The sequence below is a fragment of the Micromonospora sp. NPDC049201 genome (assembly GCF_055586805.1).
This window is the reverse complement of sequence record NZ_JBVJHM010000016.1, coordinates 101224-116215: the sequence shown is the minus strand read 5'-3', so window position 1 is coordinate 116215 and position 14992 is coordinate 101224. Positions and strand designations below refer to the sequence as shown.

Sequence of the window (14992 nt, the reverse complement as noted above, 5' to 3'; positions counted from 1 at the left end):
TTCCTCTCGTGTCCCCGTGTGCCGGGCTTCAGACGCTGTCGATGGCCTGGGTCAGTTGGGCGAGCGCCGGATGGTCGGTCACCTGCCCGTGGAGGTGGCCGACACGTGCCCGGGCGCCGTCCCGCCAGTCGCCGGCCCGGTCCGGGCGGGTCCGGGCGTCGACGAGGTCCACGCCGGGTAGTGCGCGTAACCGGGCCAGCCGGTCGGCGGTGGGCGTCGATGCCGAGTGCGCGGCCGGCACCAGGGTGTACTGGTAGGTGACGTGCGCGAAGCGGGGTGTGTCCCGGACCGGCCGCCCGAGGGCCAGCCGCATCGCCGCCGCCACCAGGTCCACGCCCGATCCGCGGCGTACGATGTCGGCGACCAGGCCGCCCAGCCGCCCGTTGACCTCGATCACCCGAGGTCCGTCGGGGGTGAGTTTCACCTCGGTGTGCACGAGCCCGTCGCGGACGCCGAGGGCCGTGACCGCGGCGACCGCCACGGCCGCGACCCGGTCGGCGGTGACCGCGTCCAAGGTGTGCGGCACGAACGAGCCGCGTTCCCGGAACGGCGGCACCAGCGGGAACTTGCCGGTCAGGCAGAGCACGTGGGCCTGTCCGCCGTGGACGGCGGCCTCGACGGAGACGTAGTCGCCCCACTGCGGCCCGGCGATCGTGGTGTCGCCGGGCAGCAGCCCTTCGACCACCAGCCCGCAGTCGACGGACGCGGCGATCTCGGCGGTCGCCGCACGGGCCTCCGCAACCGTGTCGACCCGCCGGACCAGCCGGCTGCCCGTGCCCCGCCGCGGCTTGAGCACGGCGGGCAGGCCGACCCGGGCCAGCGCGTCCGCCACCGCGGCGGGATCGTCCACCGACGCGAACGCCGCGCCGGGCACGCCGGCCGCCGCCAGCGCCTGCCGCTGGCGGAGTTTGTCGGTGAGGAGGGACGTCACCTCGGGCGAGTGCCACCGGTCGAGCCCCGCGGTGGCCGCGTAGGCCGCGGTTTCCTCCATGCGGTGCTCGCTGAACGTCAGCACGCCGGCCAGACCCAGCGCGGCGACGGTGGCCGCGGCCCGGTCCACGCCCAGCCCGGTCACCTCGCAGACCGTGAAGCGCCGGCGCAGCGCGGGCAGCAACCGACGAACGTGCTCGGTGGCGCCGTCGACGATGAGCAGCACCTCGATGCCGCAGGAGCGTGCGGCTGCGGTCACCTCCCCCGGGCCGGCCGCCCCCTCGTCGTACACCACGCCGAGCTTCGGCCTACTGTCCGCGGTCATCTCGTGGCAACATCTTGTCGTACCCCCCGTGAATCCGTTCCGTCCCGATCAGTTGGTCTCGTCCCGGACCGGCCAGAACCGCTCGGCGGTGAGGTGGAGCGGTTCCGGTGGTCCGCCCCGGTTGCCGGTCGGCCGTCCCCCGGCCCGGTTCGGCTCCGGCGGCCCGGCCCCCAGGCCGTGCCGGCAGCCGGTGAGGTGCGCCAGCCACGGCTCGACGCCCCGGGCGCGGACGAAGACCTGCTCCGCGTCGAGCTGCCCGGCGAGCCGGTCGGCCCGTTCCGCGGTGGTGAACAGCACGTCGACCTGCCCGAGCCCGCGGGGCGCCGACGCCTCGGCGGCCGGGTCGACCGGGCAGCCGTGGGCGGCGAAGACGAAGCCCCTCCCACCCAGGCGGACCAGCGGCGTCATCGCGGCCGGCCGGTGGGCCCCGCCCTGCCCGACGGGGGACGACAACGCCCGGACGCGGGCCGGGCCGAACTCCAGCGACCGATCGTCGCCCAACTCGACGACGTCGGTGAAGCCGTACCGCGCCAGCAGGTCCGGCAGACCGCCGAGGGCCGGACCGTCGGCGAGGGCCCGCGGCACGACGACGACACCGATCCGGCGGCGTAGCTGCAGCAGCGTCTCCGGGGAGAAGTGGAGACAGTCGCCGTTGGTCAGGAGCACGACGTCGATCACGTCCGGGAGGTCGGCGATGGTGTGGTGCTCGGCGAAGCCGTCACCGTCGTAGCCCACCGCCGGGTCGGTCAGCACGGTGAAACCGCCGAAGTCCAGCAGCACCGAAGCGTGTCCGAAGTAGCGCATCCGCACGTCGCCGGTGAGGTTGGGGCCGTACCGCCGCGGGTCCTGCTCGGTGAACATGTGCCGGAACGCCCGCCGCTGCGGCCCGGCGAGCCCGAAGCGGTCCGCGAGCGCCTCCACGTCGACGGGCGACAGGCGGGCGGCGAACAACTCGTCGAACAGCTCCGACCCGAGCGGCGCGGAGAGCTCGACGCGACCCGGCCCGGTCCCGGCCGCGTCGTCGGCGGGCGCGTCGTCGGCGGGTGCCGGGCCCGGCCGGCGGAGCAGCGCGACCCCGGGCGTGGCGGCCTCCTCCGCGGCGTACCGGTCGCCAGGGTCGGAGGTGTCCGGACGCGGAGCCTCCTCGCCCGGTCGGGCACGCCGGCGAGCGGCGAGCGGCCGAACGACGGTCTGTGGGGACAGGAAAGCGCGCATCTGGTGTGACCTCCGCGCGGACGACACCGCGCTGATCAGGACAGTCCGTGCTGCCGGGGACGACTCAAAGAAGATAGGTCACGTTCCTTTTATTCACAAGCATCAACCTGAACGGTCGGTCAGCCCTGCGGTCCTATTTTGTCACGCGACCGCCCGACACATAGTCGGGAATGAAACCAAATATGGCCGCGAGAAACGCCAGTTCCCGACGGGCTATCCGCGCCATCGCATCGGGTCCCGTCAACGCGTGCCCTTCCTCGGGGAACAGCACCAACTCGACCGGCGCTCCCCTGGCCCGTAGTGCCTGGTACAGCGCCTGCGCCTGCTCGGGCGGCACGACGCGGTCCCGCGCGCCGTGGAACAGCAGGACGGCGGCCGTCCAGGAGTCCAGCCGCCGCAGCGGGGAGCGCCGCTCGTACTCGTCGCGGGCCGCCGGCCAGGGCCCGATGAGACCGTCGAGGTATCGCGACTCCATCTTGTGGGTGCGGTCCGGGATGGCTGCCGGCTCGGTCACCCCGGCGCAACTGGTCACGGCGGCGAAGACGCCGGACGCCGCGGCGTTGAGCGCGGTCAACCCGCCCGAACTCAGCCCACGCACCGCCAGGCGACGCGGGTCGGCCAGCCCTTCGGCGACGAGGTGGCGGGCCGCGTTGACGCAGTCGGTCACGTCCAGCTCGCCCCACCGGCCCCGGATGCGCTCGCGGTAGGCCCGGCCGTGCCCCGCACTGCCGCCGTAGTTGACCTCGACCACGGCGATGCCGCGCGTCGTCCAGAACTGCACCTGGTGGGAGAAGACCGCGCTGGCCACCACCGTCGGCCCGCCGTGGCAGAACACGACCAACGGCGGTGGTCGACCCGCCGGCCCCCGCACGTGCGGGTGGTGCGGGGGGTAGTAGAAGGCGTGCACCAGCGCGCCGTCGGAGTCGAATGCGATCGGCCGGGGGCGGCTGGTCCACTCGTCACCGAGCGGCCGGGGCCGGGCGGAGCGCAGCCGCACCGGCGGGCCCGCGCCGTCGGGCAGCAGCACGACCGCGGCCGAGCGGGTGCCCGAGGCGACCACCGCGACGGCGTCGTCCGGGCCCGTGGCCAGGGTGTCCACGACGTCGAACCGCATCGGCACCGGCTCGGCCCCGCCCTGATCGATCCGCACGACGGTGTCCTTGCCCCGCACCCGGAACGCCGCGACGATCCGCCCGTCGGCGAGGAACCCGTACGTGGTCGCGCCGCAGGACCAGTCGGGGCGGCCGAACTCGGCCTCCATCGCGGTCAGCGCGTCCGGAGCGCCTTCCGCGCGCAGGTTCCACCAGCCCGAGCGGTCGTCGACGAAGTGCAGCCGGCCCCGGGGCGAGTAGCAGGGCTGGGTGACCGACACGCCGGGCAACGCGGTGACCACCCGCTCGTCGACGGCCCGCCCCCGCTCGTCGAGGTGGACCTCGCGCAGCGTCGACTCGTCCCACGGCATGTGCGGGTGGTCCCAGGTCGTGAACGCCACCCGCAGCCGCGTCGGGTGCGGCACGGGCGCGCCGTAGAAGTCGGCGCCCGCGGCCAGCACCCGGAGCGGACCACCGGCGGTGGGCACCACCACCAGGTCGTGCACCGCGTCCGGGCCGTCGCCACGCTCGCGGACGGCGTACAGCAGCCGACCGTCGTGGGAGGGCTGCGGAGCGCCGTACCGCACCGGCTCCTCCGCCCCGGGGAACGTCAACGCCACCGTCGTGCCGTCCGGATCGAGCCGGTACAGCTGTTGGTCGGTGGCGTGCACGAGGAACACCACACCCGACCGCACCGCGTACGGTCGCGCACCGTAGCCGTACACCTGCGAGCGCACCGCCCGGTGCACCGTCACAGGCTCGTCGGCGCCGTCGGCCAGGCACATGAGCCGGGTGTCGGCGGGGTCGGCCCGGTCGGTCTCGATCCAGTAGACGCACCGGCCCGCCCGGCTGGCGTACCCGAGGTCGCGCAGCCCGTCGACCAGCAGCTCCGCGGTCACCGGCGACGGCCAGGAGCCGTAGGCCGCCGTCCGCGTCAGCGAGGTGGTCACCTGCCCGGCTTCGCGAATTCCGCGAAGTGCTCCTCGGCGAACAGCTCCGGCCAGCGTCCGCCGTCGAGGTTCAGCTCGCGACCGCGCCGAACCATGTGCCGCCAGTACGGCTTGACCGGCGGCCAGGCCGGGCCGACCTCGCAGTACGACACGTCGAGGAAGTACCTGTCGCGCCCGTTGCCGCCGGGACGGGCGCGGCGCGCGTGGAACAGGGCGGAGTGCAGCACGACCGTGGAACCCGGTGGCAGGTCGTCGATGACCACCTCGCCGGGCAGCGGGTCCTCCCCGGCGACGGCGCGGGCGTCCTTCTCCGCGACCTCGTGGTGCGAGCCGGGCAGCACCACGAGCGCGGCCGTCCGGCTGTCCAGCCCGTCCAGGTAGTGCAACGCGTGGACCATCCGGAACGCGCGGTCGACCTGCGGGTTCTGCTCGTAGTCGTGGTGCCACGCCTTGCCCGGCAACTGCGGCGCCTGCCGGTCGCTGTGCATGTGGTGGAAGACGAACCGGAGGCCCATCAGCTGGGCCAGCAGGTCCATCAGCGGCGGGTGGGCCAGCAGCTCGCCGTGCGCCGGCAGCTCCAACTCGAGCAGCGACGGCACACCGTGTGTCGCGGGATCCACCGCCGACGCTATTGACCGTTCACGATGGCCTTGGTCGACCCACCGATCGGTTTCCGGCTTTAGGCGTGCCACGAGATCTGCGGGAAGAAAGCCTGGAAACACGACATAGCCGAGCTCTTCGAACCGATTCAGCTCATCGCTTGACATTATCCGCGCAGCATCCATGCGCCAGCCGCCTCCCCGTGATCGGCTCATTTCCGGGCAACTATTGCACACAATTTCGCGAGGTCGCAAGGATCGAAGTTCATGCCCTATCGTCCGTGGGGCAGGCAACCGATCGCGGACCGGACGGAGCCGACATGCTGACGACCTCCTCGCCCCTGACGAACTGGGCGGGCAACGTGCGCTTCCAGGCCACGCGGGTGCATCGCCCGCGCTCACTCGACGAGTTACGCCGGCTGGTCGCCGACTCGCGCCTGGTGCGCCCGGTGGGCAGCACCCACTCGTTCAGCCGGGTCGCGGACACCGTGGGCGAACTCGTGTCGCTGCGCGACATGCCCCGCCACGCCGTGACCGACCCGGCCACCGCCACCGTGACGGTTTCCGGCGGCATGACGTACGCCGAGGTCGTCGCACACCTGCACGGTGCCGGCTGGGCGCTGGCCAACATGGCGTCGCTGCCGCACATCTCGGTGGCCGGCTCGATCGCCACCGGGACGCACGGCTCCGGCCGCGGCCAGCGCAGCCTCGCGGCGGCCGTGGCCGGGTTGCGCATGGTCGGCGCCGACGGCGAGCTGGTCGAGGTGAGCCGGCAGCTCGACGGCGACCGGCTGCGGGGTTCGGTGGTGGCGCTCGGGGCCCTGGGCGTGGTGACGGAGGTGACGCTGGACGTGGAGCCGGCCTACCGGATGACCCAGCGCGTCCACGTCGATGTGCCGCTGGCGGAGCTGCCGGACGGGCTGGAGGCGATGTTCGGCGCGGCGTACAGCGTCAGCCTCTTCACCGACTGGCTCGCGCCGCGGGCGCACGTCTACCTCAAGGACCGGGTCGACGACCCGGCGCCGGCATGGCCGCTGGGCCGGATCGCCGACGAGCCCGTGCATCCGGTGCCGGGCATGCCGACCGAGTTCTGCACCGGCCAGCTCGACGTGCCGGGCTGGTGGCACGAGCGGTTGCCGCACTTCCGTGCGGAGTTCGTCCCCGGCGCCGGGCAGGAGTTGCAGTCGGAGTACTTCGTCGGATTCGACCGCGCCGCCGAGGCGATGTCGGCGCTGATCGCTCTCGGCGAGGTGATCGCCCCCGCCGTGCACATCGCGGAGGTCCGGTGCGTACGCGGCGACGAGCTGTGGCTCAGCCCGGCCTACGGCCGGGACACGGTGACGTTCCATTTCACCTGGTACGACGACCTCGCGGCGATCACTCCCGCGATGGCGGCGGTGGAGGCGGCGCTGGCCCCCCTGGACGCCCGACCGCACTGGGGCAAGCTCACCGGCCTGTCCCCCGCCGACATCATCGGCCGCTACCCGCGCGCGGCCGACTTCCGCGCGTTGCGGGACCGCACCGACCCGGACGGCAGGTTCACCAACCCGATGGTGTCCGCCCTGTTCCCGCCCCGGCCCTAGCCTCGGCCCTCTGACCTGCGGGTACGCCCGCCGGCGACCCCCGCAGGTGATCACCCGCCCCCCATCCGGCCGACTTCGACAGTACGATCGGCCGGGTCGCATCGATCTACTGAAGGGTTTCAATGTGAATTCACCTCTCAGTCGCCGCGATCTGCTACGTGCAGGTACCGCAGGAGCCTTCGGCATCGCTTTCGCCGGCAGCGTCAGCGCCATCGCCACGCCCGCCCACGCGGGCGCCGCCACGCCGGGCTACGGCCCACTGGTCGACGATCCGAACGGCATCCTGGCGCTGCCGGCCGGCTTCTCCTACCGCATCGTGGCCGAGAAGGGCAGGACGCCGCTGGCCTCGGGCGGCCTGACGCCGGGCGACCCCGACGGCATGGGCTGTTTCCGGATCCCGGGCGGCTTCACCCTGGTCAACAATCACGAGCTCTCGGAGGACGACCCGAACCCGGTGCCCGTGACCGAGGGCCTGACCTTCGACCCCGGCGCCCCGGGTGGCACCACCAACATCGTCGTGGACAGCGACGGAAACCGGGTCCGCCAGTACGTCAGCCTGGCGGGCACGTACAACAACTGCGCGGGCGGCGTCACCCCCTGGCACACCTGGCTGACCTGCGAAGAGACCGAGGAGCGGGCCAGCCGGCAACTCCGGCAGGACCACGGTTGGGTCTTCGAGGTCGACCCGATGGACGAGACCGCCAATCTCCGTCCGGTGCCGCTCAAGTTCCTCGGCCGCTACCCGCACGAGGCCGTCGCCGTCAACCCGCTGAACCACGAGATCTATCTGACCGAGGACGCCTACCAGCCGAACGGCCTCTACTACCGCTGGCAGCCACCACGGGGCTTCACGGGCGGCAAGGGCAGCCTGCGCCGGCTCGCGCTCTCCCCGGGCGGTGCGACCGCGGGCCGGCTCCAGGCGATGCGGGCCACCCTGAACGGCGAGCACGTCCCCGAGCTGTCGGCCGCCACCACGCCCGGAACCGTCTACCGGGTCAGCTGGGTGGACGTGCCCGACCGGCTCGCGACCACCAAGTCCGTGCGCAAGCAACTCAAGGACGCCCAGGTCACCCGCGGACGGAAGCTGGAGGGCCAGTGGTTCGGTGACGGCGGCGCGTACTTCGTCTCCAGCTACGCGCGGGTCAAGGACGGCAGCCTCACCGACCACGACGGTCAGGTGTGGTTCTACGACCCGGCGTGCGAGACCATCGAGCTGAAGACGGTCTTCGGCGTGGTCGACGACTACTCCGTCCCGAACACGTTCGACGGGCCCGACAACATCACCGTCTCGCCGTACGGCGGTGTGGTCATCGCGGAGGACGGCGACGGCCTCTCCTACCTGGTCGGGGTCGACGAGAACGCGGCACCGTACGCCATCGCCCGCAGCGAGCAGGGCGGCGAGTTCGCCGGGCCGGTGTTCAGCCAGGACGGCAGGATCCTGTTCGTGTCGGTCCAGGCGCCGGGCCTCGTGCTCGCCGTCACCGGACCGTGGGACAGCAAGACGACGTGACGTCCGTCCCGGCGCGGGCCGGTGCCGCCCGGACGTCCCCTTGGCCCAGCCGCCGCCCGGGTCAGCCGTGGCGGCGCACGCGACGTCCCGCGAGCGGCGCCGGCCGCGCCGCATGATCCGGTGGCCCCGGCCCGTCGGCGCCGGGGCCACCGACGGACCGCTCACCCGTAGCCGAGGGCCCGGCAGACCGGGCCGTACTTCGGAGGCACCCTGATCATGCGTGAGCTTCCCGAGCCGGTGGGGCAGCCGGACACCCGCTCCGCGACCCGCTACCTGTGGTGGCTGTTCCGCTGCCAGGCCCGCGGTGTGCTGGCCGCCACCGCCTTCGGCATGGCCTGGATGGTTTCCATGGCGCTGACCCCCGCCGCCGTCGGCCGCGCGATCGACGCGGGGGTGCAGGCCCGCGACCCGGGCGCGCTGGCCGGCTGGACCGCGGTGGTGGTCTGCCTCGGCGCCATCCAGGCGGGCGCGGCCATGCAACGGCATCGCACCGTCGCGCGCAACTACCTCGCCGGAGCCTTCGCCACCGTGACGCTCACCGTCCGGAAGGCCACCCAGCTCGGCGCCGCGCTGCCCAGGCGCCTCGCGTCCGGAGAGGTCGTCAGCATCGGCGTCTCCGACGCCGCGCACATCGCCGACGCCATGGTCATCACCGGCCGCGGCGTCGGCGCGGCAGTCGGCCTGGTCGTCGCCGCGGTCCTGCTGATCTCCACGACGGCTCAGGCCGGATGGGTGGCGGTGGCCGTCGTCCCCGTCGGGGCCCTCGGGATCACTCTCCTGCTCCGACCGCTGCACCGCCGTCAGCAACGGTATCGCGCGGTCCAGGCGGAACTCGCCACCCAGGCCTCGGACATCGTCACCGGCCTACGGGTGCTGCGCGGCATCGGTGGTGAGGACGTCTTCTACGACCGCTACCAGGTCCGGTCGCGCGGTGTGATGCGGGCGGGAATCGGCGTCGCCGCCGTCGACGCGGTGCTGGCCGGCTTCAAGGTCCTGCTGCCCGGCCTGCTGGTGGCGCTCGTCGTGTTCGTCGGCGCCCGGCAGGCGATCGGGGGCGCCGTCAGTCCCGGGCAGCTGGTGGCGGCCTACGGCTACGCCGCCTTCCTCACCTCACCGCTCAGCACACTCACCTCGATGGCCGGCAAGTGGGCCAAGGCGCACGTGGCGGCCCGTCGGGTCATTCGCCTGCTGAACCTCCAGCCCGATGTCGACCACCCGACCGGCTCCGCCGCCGCCCGGCTCGACGCCACGCCGCAGACACTGACCGACGCCGAGTCGGGACTGACGCTGCGACCGGGCCGGTTCACCGCGGTCGCCGCCACCGATCCCGCCGACGCCCTGGCCATCGCCGACAGACTCGGCCGCTTCAGCGAGAGCCCCGGCGTGTGCTACGGCGACCAGGAGCTGTCCACGCTCACGCTCGCCACCGTCCGCGACACGATCCTCGTGACGACGCACGAGGACCGTCTCTTCTCCGGTCGGCTCCGTGACCAGCTCGCGCCGCACCTGCCGGCGGAGACGCCGGACAGCGACCGCGACAAGGTCATCACGGACGCCATCGACGTGGCGTCCGCGGGCGACGTCATCGACGAGCTGCCCGCCGGGCTCGACACCCACCTCACGGCGGCGGGCCGGGAGTTGTCCGGCGGGCAGCAGCAACGGCTGCTGCTCGCCCGGGCGCTCATCACGGAGGCGCCGGTCCTGGTGCTCGTCGATCCCACCTCGGCGGTGGACGCGCACACCGAGGCCCGCATCGCGACGCGGCTGGGGCCGGCACGGGCCGGACGGACCACCGCGGTCATGACGACGAGCCCGCTCGTCCTCGCCCGCGCCGACCACGTGGTCTTCGTCTCCGGCGGGCGCGTCGCCGGCGAAGGCACCCACGCCGAACTACTCAGCACGAGCGTCGAGTACGCGGAGACCGTCACGAGGGGCGAGGGATGAGCGCCGACGAGACCAGGCTGATCCTGCCGGTGGCCACCAGCAGGGAGGTACTCGGCTACGCACGCCGCCTCGTGCGACGCCACCCACGGCAACTCGGCGTGGTCCTGGCGCTGTACGCCTGCGCGGCGGCCACGGCGCTGGCGCCACCCCGCCTGCTGGGCGAGATCGTGCAGCGGGTGATCGACCACCGCGCCACCTCCGGCGAGGTCGCCACCCTGTCGCTCGCCGTCGCCGTGCTGGCCGTCCTGCAGGCGGTCCTGCTCCGATTCGCGGCCTACGCGTCGGCCCGGCTCGGTGAGCAGGTCCTGGCCGAACTCCGCGAGGACTTCGTCCGCAACGTGTTGCGGCTGCCCCTGTCGACGGTCGAGCGGGCGGGCAACGGCGATCTGACCACGAGGACCACTCGGGACGTCGACGCCATGGCGCAGGCGGTGCGCACGGCCGTCCCCGAGGTGCTCATCGCGATCGTGACCGTGGTGATGGTGCTGGGCGCGATGATGCTGAACGGGGCGCTGCTCGCACTGCCGATCCTGCTGGTGGTGCCGATCCTGCTCTCGGCCGGCCGGTGGTACCTGCGCCGGGCCCACGACGCGTACCTGGCCGAGACGGCCGCCTGGGGCGAGCTCACCGAGGGCATGTCCGAGACCACCGCGAACGCCCGGACCGTCGAGGCGTTCCGGCTGGCGCGGCAGCGCATCGACCGGACCGAGGACGACCTGCGCCGGGTCTGGCGCGCGGAGAGGTACACCCTGCGGCTACGCACCGTCTTCTTCCCGCAGGTCGACGGTAGTTTCGCGCTCCTGCTCGGTGCGACGCTGGGCATCGGCGGGCTGTTCGTGCTGCACGGCTGGACGACGCTGGGCTCGCTCGTCGCCGCGACGGTCTACGCGCAGATGCTGTCCCGCCAGTTGGAGCAACTGATGAGCCTGGCCGACGACATGCAGGTCGCCGGCGCCTCGCTCGCCCGGCTGCTCGGCGTCGCCCAGGTCCCCCCCGACCGTGAGCCGCGGCGCGTGACGGCGGACGGCGAGCACCTGACGGCGGAGTCGGTCAGCTTCGCCTACCACTCCGACATCGACGTGCTGCACGGCATCGACCTGCGGCTGGTGCCGGGCGAGCGGCTGGCGATCGTCGGGCCGAGCGGCGCCGGCAAGTCGACACTGGCGCGGTTGCTGGCCGGTATCCATCCGCCCACCGCCGGCGCGGTGACGGTGGGCGGCGTGCCACTGGTCGATCTTCCGCTCGACGACCTGCGTGGTCACGTGGCGCTGCTGACCCAGGAACACCACGTGTTCCTCGGGACGCTTCGGGAGAACGTCGTCCTGGCGGACCCGACGGCGACCGACGAGCGGGTCCGCCGGGCGCTGGCGGCGGTCGACGCCGCTCGGTGGGTGGAGCAGTTGCCGGACGGGCTGGACACGATGGTGGGCTCGGGCCGGCTCAGGCTCACCCCTGCCCAGTCCCAGCAACTCGCGCTCGCGCGACTGCTCGTCGCCGATCCGCACACGCTGGTGCTGGATGAGGCCACCTCGCTGCTCGACCCGCGTGCCGCGCGCGACCTGGAACGATCGCTGCGGACCGTCCTGGACGGCCGGACCGTGGTGGCGATCGCGCACCGGTTGCAGGTGGGCCGCGACGCTGATCGGGTGGCGGTCGTCAGCGGCGGCCGGATCGTCGAGCTCGGACCGCACGCGGAACTGGTCGCGGACGACGGCGAGTACGCCGACCTGTGGCGGTCCTGGCACAACCGCGGCCAGCCGGCTGCCAAGTCACACCCGGCAGGATGACCGCGCCTCCGACGGGGCGGCGACCCGCGTCACCCTGCCACTTCACCTGGAGGAGGATCCATGGGGGAACCGCCATCCCACCACGTCGTGATCAATGAGCTCGGGCAGTACTCCATCTGGCCCGACGGCGTCGAGACACCGCGCGGATGGCGTGCGACGGGCCGAACCGGTACCACCGAGGAGTGCCTGGCGTGGATCGCCGAGCACTGGACCGATCTGCGTCCGCGGTCGATCTCGGCCGACCACTCCCGGCCCCCGGTATGGGCGTCGATCGCCACGAGAGCCGACGAGGACGGCGGCCGGATCGCCATCCGGTCCCCCGACACCGAGGTCACCTACCGTCACCTGATGGACCGCGCCACGGCCCTCGCCGCACGGCTGGCCCCGTACCTCGACGGGCCGGAGGACCTGGTGGGCGTCATGCTTCCCAACGGCGTCGAGGCGGTGATCGCCGTACTCGCCGCGATGATGGCGGGCGGGGCGTACCTCCCCCTCGACGCGGGTGCACCGCGCGAACGGCTCCGGACGATCCTCGACGAGGCGCGGCCGAGAGTCGTCGTCGTGGAGGCGGGGCAGCAGGACGGATCCGCGCCGCTGCCGTGCCCGGTCGTGCGGGTGCACGACGACCCGGAGTCGTCCGCCGGGTTCAGCCCTCCGCCGGCCGCGAGCCAGCCGGACGGACTCGCATGCGTCTACTACACCTCCGGCTCCACCGGCTCACCCCGCGGCGTGATGATGACCCACCGGGCACTGTCGGCGTACGTCGCCAATCTGGTGACGGACTGGAAGATCAACAGCTCCGACCGCTTCCTCCAGTTCACCTCGCTGGTGTGGGCCACCAGCGGTGAGGAGATTTTCTCGTGCCTGACGGCGGGTGGGACGCTGGTCGTCGAGAACGAGCTGCGGGTGCGCTCGATGAGCGACTTCCTGACCGTGGTGACCGAGCGCTCGGTCACCATCCTGGACCTTCCCACCGTCTACTGGCGCGAGCTGGTGAGCTTCCTCGTTCAGCAGCAGCGCGCGATGCCGCCCGGTGTCCGGCTCGTGGTCATCGGTGGAGACGTCCTCGACCGGCGGTCCGTCGAGCAGTGGGGGTCCCTGGGCACGCCGCTGCCACGGCTGGTCAACTCGTACGGCTCCACCGAGTTCGGCCTCGCCCTGCAGAACGATGTCGACCCCGCCGGCTCCCCCGACGACTTCCGGTCGATCGGCCGACCGCTGCCCGGGATCCGCGCCTACGTCGATGGTGTCGACGCCCGGTCCGCTCCGCACGGGACCACGGGCGAGCTGTCGATCGGGGGCGGTACGGTGTCGCGCGGGTATCTCGGCGACAGCGCTCTCACGGCCGAACGGTTCCGGCCGGACCCGCTCGGTGACGGCAGCGGAACGAGACTGTTCCGTACCAGGGACATGGTCGAGGTCGGCGCGGACGGCCGACTCGCCTTCGTCGGGCGGTCGGACCGCCAGGTCAAGGTCAGGGGCAACCGGGTCGACCTGACCGAGGTGGAGGCCGCGCTCGAGGCGGAGGAGTCGGTCGTCCGGGCGGTCGCGGTGGCCCTCACCGCCGACAGCGGCCACACCCGACTCTTCGCGCTGGTCATGACCGAGGGCGGAGCGTCGACGAACGCCGCGGAGCTGCGTCGGGCGCTCACCGGTAAGCTTCCCGCCGCTGCCGTGCCGGCCAGGATCTTCCCGGTCGCCTCGTTGCCGTTGCTGGCGAGCGGAAAGAAGGACGTGCAGGCGGCCCGCCGCACAGTCAGGCAGCTCGTCGCCCGCCCCGGGAACTGACCGGGTCGGGTCGAGAGGGCGCGTCGCCCGCGTCCAGGTCGGAGGTAGCGGAATGCACGGTGAAGGCAGTGAGACCCAGCGGTTCGTGCTCGACCTCTGGGAGCGGACCCTGGACATCGAGGGGATCCACCCCTCGGAGGATTTCTTCGAACTCGGTGGCGACTCGCTGTTGGCGCTCAGGATGCTGCCGCCGATCAGCGAGCGCGCGGGGAAGGACGTCGATGTGAGGTTCATCCTCGACAACCCGACGCCGGTCGAGTTGGCCGCCGCGATCACGTCCCTGCGTGAGGAGAGCCGGTCGTGACCACGCCCGCCCGCCTCCCGGACCGGCCCGGTCGGGCAGAGCTTCGCGCGGTGTGCGTCGCCGCCGCGGGCCTCTGGTCCGCGCCGGACGCGCCGCGGGAACAGGACGCGGCGGTGCTCGGCAGCCCGGTCAGCCTCCGCGACTGGCTCGACGGGCAGGACCCGCCGACACGCAGGCAACTGCGGGGCCGCCTCGAGTCCCAGATCCTGCTCGGCGACGTGGTCCGTGTGGACGCGGAGGTGGACGGCTGGGCCAGGGTGGTGGCGCCGTCGCAACCGTCGCACAAGGACAGCAGTGGCTATCCGGGCTGGATCCCCCTGGTGCAGCTGGCGACGCCCGCCGTCGAGACGGGCGCCCGGGTGGTGGTCACCGCCCCGGCGGCGGATCTGCTGGCCGTACCCGACGGCGAACCGGTGGTCGTGGACGTCAGCTTCGGCACGATCCTGCCCGAGGTCGATCGGGTCGCGGGGTGGGTGCAGGTGAACCTCCCCGCCGATGGGCGTGGATGGCTACCGGAGACCGACGTCGCCTCCTGGCACAAGTCCGGTCCGTTGCCGACCGGCGACGAGTTCGTCGCGCTGGCACGCCGGTTCGTGGGCGTGGGTTTCCTGCCCGGTGGCATCCACGGGCTCGGGTTCGACTGCTCGGGCCTGATCCACCAGTTGTACCGCCGATTCGGGCAGTCGTTCCCCCGGGACACCGAGGACGCCTTCGACCTCGGCGAGGACATACCGGTGGCGGACCTCCAGCCCGGCGACATCGTCTACTTCATGCGGTCACCCACGGCGAAGCCCCATCACTGCGGGATCAACACCGGCCCGGGCTCGCTGCTGCACACCGCCCAGAGCGCCGGCGGCTGCGTGGACGGCGGGCCGATCGACCAGCGGAAGCACGTCGTCGGCGGCCGGAGACTGCTGTCGCCGGCCGACCGTCCGGGCCGGTGAACGACCGGCCGCGGGGACGCCC

Annotated in this window: 11 protein-coding genes; 7 read left to right on the top strand and 4 right to left on the bottom strand. The window is 72.8% G+C overall.

Features of this window, described 5'->3' with window-relative positions:
- Window positions 1-28: 28 nt before the first annotated feature.
- The 4 genes from ACZ6O5_RS28650 to ACZ6O5_RS28635 form a co-directional block, all read right to left on the bottom strand.
- Window positions 29-1255 (bottom strand): ATP-grasp domain-containing protein, encoded by a 1227-nt coding sequence (locus ACZ6O5_RS28650; RefSeq protein ID WP_465981078.1) that lies wholly within the window; start codon window positions 1253-1255, stop codon window positions 29-31.
- 48 nt (window positions 1256-1303) lie between these two features.
- Entirely contained in the window at window positions 1304-2470 is a 1167-nt protein-coding gene (locus ACZ6O5_RS28645; RefSeq protein WP_465981076.1) for an MBL fold metallo-hydrolase, read from the bottom strand.
- A 133-nt stretch (window positions 2471-2603) separates the two neighbouring features.
- Window positions 2604-4511, bottom strand: coding sequence for a S9 family peptidase (locus ACZ6O5_RS28640; RefSeq protein WP_465981074.1), 1908 nt, complete (start codon window positions 4509-4511; stop codon window positions 2604-2606).
- Window positions 4508-5278 (bottom strand): phytanoyl-CoA dioxygenase family protein, encoded by a 771-nt coding sequence (locus ACZ6O5_RS28635; RefSeq protein ID WP_465981072.1) that lies wholly within the window; start codon window positions 5276-5278, stop codon window positions 4508-4510. The genes ACZ6O5_RS28640 and ACZ6O5_RS28635 overlap by 4 nt, the downstream gene beginning before the upstream one ends.
- 152 nt (window positions 5279-5430) lie before the next feature.
- On the opposite strand from ACZ6O5_RS28635, the gene ACZ6O5_RS28630 reads away from it, so the two are divergent.
- The 7 genes from ACZ6O5_RS28630 to ACZ6O5_RS28600 all read left to right on the top strand — a co-directional run bounded on the left by ACZ6O5_RS28630 (window position 5431) and on the right by ACZ6O5_RS28600 (window position 14970).
- Window positions 5431-6693, top strand: coding sequence for a D-arabinono-1,4-lactone oxidase (locus tag ACZ6O5_RS28630; RefSeq protein ID WP_465981070.1), 1263 nt, complete (start codon window positions 5431-5433; stop codon window positions 6691-6693).
- A gap of 124 nt (window positions 6694-6817) precedes the next feature.
- Complete coding sequence (locus tag ACZ6O5_RS28625) at window positions 6818-8203, top strand: alkaline phosphatase PhoX (RefSeq protein WP_465981068.1); 1386 nt, start codon at window positions 6818-6820, stop codon at window positions 8201-8203.
- A 216-nt stretch (window positions 8204-8419) separates the two neighbouring features.
- A complete protein-coding gene (locus ACZ6O5_RS28620) occupies window positions 8420-10147 on the top strand; it encodes an ABC transporter transmembrane domain-containing protein (protein ID WP_465981066.1) in 1728 nt (575 codons plus the stop codon).
- Window positions 10144-11934 (top strand): ABC transporter ATP-binding protein, encoded by a 1791-nt coding sequence (locus ACZ6O5_RS28615; protein WP_465981064.1) that lies wholly within the window; start codon window positions 10144-10146, stop codon window positions 11932-11934. The genes ACZ6O5_RS28620 and ACZ6O5_RS28615 overlap by 4 nt, the downstream gene beginning before the upstream one ends.
- Window positions 11935-11994: 60 nt before the next feature.
- Window positions 11995-13722: an amino acid adenylation domain-containing protein gene (locus tag ACZ6O5_RS28610; protein WP_465981062.1), complete on the top strand. Its 1728-nt coding sequence runs from the start codon at window positions 11995-11997 to the stop codon at window positions 13720-13722.
- 52 nt (window positions 13723-13774) lie between these two features.
- On the top strand, window positions 13775-14026 hold the full coding sequence (locus tag ACZ6O5_RS28605; protein WP_465981060.1) for an acyl carrier protein: 252 nt from the start codon (window positions 13775-13777) through the stop codon (window positions 14024-14026).
- Window positions 14023-14970 carry a C40 family peptidase gene (locus ACZ6O5_RS28600; protein ID WP_465981058.1) on the top strand — a complete coding sequence of 316 codons (948 nt, stop codon included), beginning with the start codon at window positions 14023-14025 and terminating at the stop codon, window positions 14968-14970. Before ACZ6O5_RS28605 ends, ACZ6O5_RS28600 begins: the two co-directional genes overlap by 4 nt.
- Window positions 14971-14992: the final 22 nt, after the last annotated feature.